Source organism: Microcoleus sp. A003_D6 (assembly GCF_036702825.1).
GTDB lineage: Bacteria > Cyanobacteriota > Cyanobacteriia > Cyanobacteriales > Microcoleaceae > Microcoleus.
On sequence record NZ_JAUBWA010000239.1, the window covers coordinates 1 to 4,226 of the forward strand.

General features: G+C 45.8%; 5 protein-coding genes. 2 read left to right on the top strand and 3 right to left on the bottom strand.

From position 1 onward, the window contains the following. Positions 1-181: hypothetical protein (locus tag QUB70_RS31805; protein ID WP_332985777.1), on the top strand; the 181-nt coding region annotated here is incomplete at its 5' end. Positions 182-183: 2 nt separating this feature from the next. On the opposite strand, the gene QUB70_RS31810 is transcribed toward QUB70_RS31805, so the two are convergent. Together QUB70_RS31810 and QUB70_RS31815 are read right to left on the bottom strand one after the other, a co-directional pair. Continuing rightward, positions 184-1,107 (bottom strand): CNNM domain-containing protein, encoded by a 924-nt coding sequence (locus QUB70_RS31810; protein ID WP_332985778.1) that lies wholly within the window; start codon positions 1,105-1,107, stop codon positions 184-186. A 487-nt stretch (positions 1,108-1,594) separates the two neighbouring features. After that, on the bottom strand, positions 1,595-2,677 hold the full coding sequence (locus QUB70_RS31815) for a hypothetical protein (protein ID WP_332985779.1): 1,083 nt from the start codon (positions 2,675-2,677) through the stop codon (positions 1,595-1,597). A gap of 114 nt (positions 2,678-2,791) precedes the next feature. Between QUB70_RS31815 and QUB70_RS31820 the strand changes: the two genes are divergently transcribed. Further along, the gene (locus tag QUB70_RS31820) at positions 2,792-3,709 is read left to right on the top strand and encodes a YihY/virulence factor BrkB family protein (protein WP_332985780.1); all 918 of its coding nucleotides are present in this window, start codon (positions 2,792-2,794) and stop codon (positions 3,707-3,709) included. 107 nt (positions 3,710-3,816) lie between these two features. On the opposite strand, the gene QUB70_RS31825 is transcribed toward QUB70_RS31820, so the two are convergent. Further along, entirely contained in the window at positions 3,817-4,017 is a 201-nt protein-coding gene (locus QUB70_RS31825) for a hypothetical protein (protein ID WP_332985782.1), read from the bottom strand. Positions 4,018-4,226 lie beyond the last annotated feature (209 nt).

Sequence of the window (4,226 nt, forward strand, 5' to 3'; positions counted from 1 at the left end):
AACGGGCTCTCCGGCCCATTCCACAAGAAAAAAAAATTTGTGGGATGGGCATCTTGCCCGTCCTAGTTATTTTTGCAGGAGGTCTAATACATACTTACACGATCGCTGTTTGCACCGCAGCGGTCGTTTATCCGCAGGAAAGGTTTGTACCGGCCCATTGCAATGGCACGATCGCGGTTGAACCTACAATCCAATTTGAACCCCAATTTGCGATCGAGTCACTGCGAATTCTGGCTGCTGAGTCTCAAATAAGGGGCGAGTTACTTGGCGCAGCAGCACTGTTTCTAAACTGCCTTCTACTACATTTTCTGCTTCTATTTCCAACTCGCCCCACAACAGCCGATCGCCTTGATTTGGTATTTTACCTAAACTGTGAATCATGAATCCGGCAATTGTTTGGTAAGCTTGGTTAGTCGGCAGGTTTAACCCTAATTTTTCGTTAACTGCTGTCACTTCCCATAGACCAGAAATCAGTGCCGAATGAGCATCTTTTTGAACGAGAGTTGCTTCCGAAGGCGGCAGCAGCGGTTGAGACTTTTGACTGGTAATCCAACCTGTCAGCAGCCGCACGGTACCGTTGAGAACTGCCAGCAGCGGCCACAGTATTTTTGAGCAGATTTCGAGGGCGGGCATTAGCAGCAAAGCGGTGCGTTCTGGGGCGTGGTTTGCTAATACTTTGGGGATTAGTTCTCCTAATACTATTTCTATGTAAGTTACTAAGATGAAAGCTGCGGGAACTGCGATCGAATGTGCAGTCAGCATGGCTGGAAAATGTCCGATCGGCAATTTGTCGATCCACGGCTCGATCCAGTGTACAGTCGCTCCCTCACCCAACCAACCCAACAGCAAACTCCCTGCTGTTGTGCCTGTTTGAGTCACCGACAGGTAATGCGGTATGTTGTTCTGCGCTTGGTGGACGAGTTCGGCGGTTTTGGCGGTTGGGCGATCGGACAAGTGGGCGAGTTGGCGAATTTGATGGCGATCTGCTGATACTAATGCTAGTTCTGATGCCACAAAAAAGGCGATTAAAAGTGTTAAGCCCAGCAACATTCCTAATCTCAGGATTGTTTGAGCGACTTCTATTTCCATGCCAGTAAGGTTGTTCAAGATAGATATCTAATCTGATAGATTTTTTAGGTTAATTCTTTTATTTTAGCTGGCGATTCAGATAGCTTTATCCCCGGACATTTCGGATATCCCCACTACCCTTATTGGTAGGTGCACCTAACCCGTAGAACTTGTAAACTCTTTAGACCTCTTGCAAAAATAATTAGAACGGGCAAGATGCCCGTTCCACAAGAAAAAATAACTCTTGTGGAACGGGCATCTTGCCCGTTCCATCAATTGATGAAAGGATTTTTGCAAGAGGTCTTTTCTCTTCTCTTCCTTCGCGCCCTTGGCGTCTTCGCGGTTCGTTTTAACTGAGATATTGCACCATTTTTAATTACTTGTTTAGGAACAGGCAAGATGCCTGTTCCACAAGAGATGAATTTTATTGTGGAACAGGCAGGAAAGCCTGTTCTTGACAACGATCCAAGCAAGATGTGAGTAAAAAAAAAACATCTAATTCACTAAACCGGAACTCATTGCTGTATCAACTCTCCCTTACTTCCCGCAGCGAGTTAATTTCCGTAAAAGTCTCCTCCGGATCTGACTTCAACCCGCCTTGAACGTAATTCAACTTCACTTCTTCCAACAAATCCGACAGCAGCGACTGCAATTCCCCGAGAGTTTTCTCATCTTGCAATTCCCGCCGCAAACTTTGATTAAATTCTTGACTGAAATTATCGATAATTTTTCGACCTTTATCATCTTCGTAAGTAGTTGCTACCACATCAACAGCAGTTTGAGCCAGATAATTCGCTAGCTGTTCTGTCATTTCCCTAGGCAAAATGTTAATCGGAGAGAAATTTTGCAGGATTTGATAAAAATCCGACTGTTTGATTGTTGTTTGCAAATTGTGGTGCAGCAATTCTTCCAAACCCGGTTGCACCTGCGGCAAAACTTTGTAAATTGTCAGATCCAAAATGCGGTTGGTAATTTGTTCGATCGTATTTTCCTGATTGACGTGAAGGTACGGCTGCTGCGCCAGCAACATCTGCGCCGCGTCGCCCTGTTCGATCGAACTTTGAGCTTGATTGATAAACCGCACCATCATGTATTCCGACATCGTATCGGCTAAATAAGCCACCGGTTCGTAGGTAATTTGAGCAACTACGCGATCGAGATTCACCAAACCCGACTTGTGCACCCGCACCAATACCGGCAGAATCCGCCACCCCTGCCAAATCGGCACCAGCAGAAACACCTCGTACCAGCGCCTCAGCACAAAATCCAACCAAGTTACCCCCGGTTTGCGACGGTTGTGGAACAGACTTTTAATCAAAAACTCCGCCCAAAAAAAGCCGATAAAAAACGCATCAATTCGCCAAAAACCGTCAGTGCTTTTCAAATATTCGGGATTTGGCAAACTCGGATCAATGCCTTTAATCGGGTCATACATTTTAACTAAACCCGGAAAATAGCTCTGATAAACAGGGCGCAACTGAAGGTAACTGAAATGGAAAAGCACCAGCAAGAAATTGACCGCCGCTACTATAGCGCTCAATTTCGCCCAAAAAAGCAATTTTTTGGGCTGTACATCGGTGCTGTTAACAGTTGTGTTGGAATCTGACATAAAAGTAATTTTCCGAATTTGCTAATCGATAAATCTATCTTGTGGCCGACGCTCAAAAACTCCTAACCTATTAAAATCCCTTGGTGAACGATAAGTATAAGGAAAGCAAATGCCGTGAAATTAAAAACAGTGATATCGCTGCTCAAACAAACTTTTACTGAATGGCAAGAAGATAAAGCGCCAACCCTAGCCGCCGCCCTAGCCTATTACACGGTTTTTTCCCTCGCCCCGCTGCTAATTATCGTAATTGCGATCGCCGGTTTAGTTTTTGGCGCAGACGCAGCCCAAGGTCAAATTGTCGCCCAACTCCAAAGTTTGATCGGCAAAGATGGCGCCCAAACCGTCCAAGAACTCATCCTCAAAGCCTCCGAACCCAAGTCGGGAATGATTGCTACCCTACTCGGCGTTGCTACACTTTTGTGGGGCGCTTCCAACGTATTTACTAATCTCAAAGAAGCCCTCAATACTATTTGGAATGTTTCACCGCCTCCGGGACGCGGCATCTGGGGATTCCTGCAAGACCGCGTATTGTCTTTTGCAATGATTTTAGGCATCGGCTTTTTACTGCTAGTATCTTTAGTAATTAGCGCCGTTTTAGCCGCCGTCAGCTATTGGTTGAACGGCTTGCTGCAATTACCAGTCGGCATTTGGCAGATTGTGGACTTTGCCCTGTCCTTTGGCGTAGTTACGCTGCTTTTTGCGTTAATTTACAAACTTTTGCCCGATGTCAATCTTGCCTGGAATGATGTTTGGATCGGCGCCGCCATCACCTCAGTGCTGTTTACGATCGGCAAATCCCTAATTGGAGTTTACCTCGGAGGTAGCGGTATTGCCTCTACCTACGGTGCTGCGGGCTCGTTCGTGATTATCCTGCTTTGGATTAATTATTCCGCTCAAATTCTCTTCTTAGGTGCCGAGTTTACCCAAGTTTGGGCTAACCGATACGGCTCACTAATGCGAGGTTCGCAAAAGAATACCCTCAACAGCGAAAACGGGGAATCAGTAGCGCGCAAACATAGGAACAAGTCTTAACCTCAGACAAACGGGAAATTTGCGGTTAAACTCGATCCCCAGCTTTGACAAGCAAGAAAGCAGAAGCAAAAGGCAAGAAGACCCAAAGCAGAAGGAAAGAAAAATTTTTAAGGCAATAATTTTGCTTTTTTTCGATCGCCCTCTAACATTCGGTCTTCGGGACGACCTGCTTCTGCTTTCAAAGGAAGCCCTACCTCTTTATCCTCCCAGTGTAAAATTTCGACTTTTAACTTACCTCGGATCTCGAACACCAAGCTGAAAGCAGGTTCGAGTTTGACACCCCCCAGAATGCGGGAAATTCGCTTCACCTTCGTTCATTTCTATTTAAATTATCGAGAGTAGGATCTGCTGCACGTATCTGTCAGCAGAAGGAAGTCGTCTGTCAATTTTCTCCCTGCCAGTTCTCCCTGAAGGATGATTTACCGATCGCACATTTTGACTTTAACTACCAGCCGGGAAGTCCCTCTGTGTATTTAGAGGGGATAAATCTGAGCGTAAGCGAAGTACCCCGAATAAA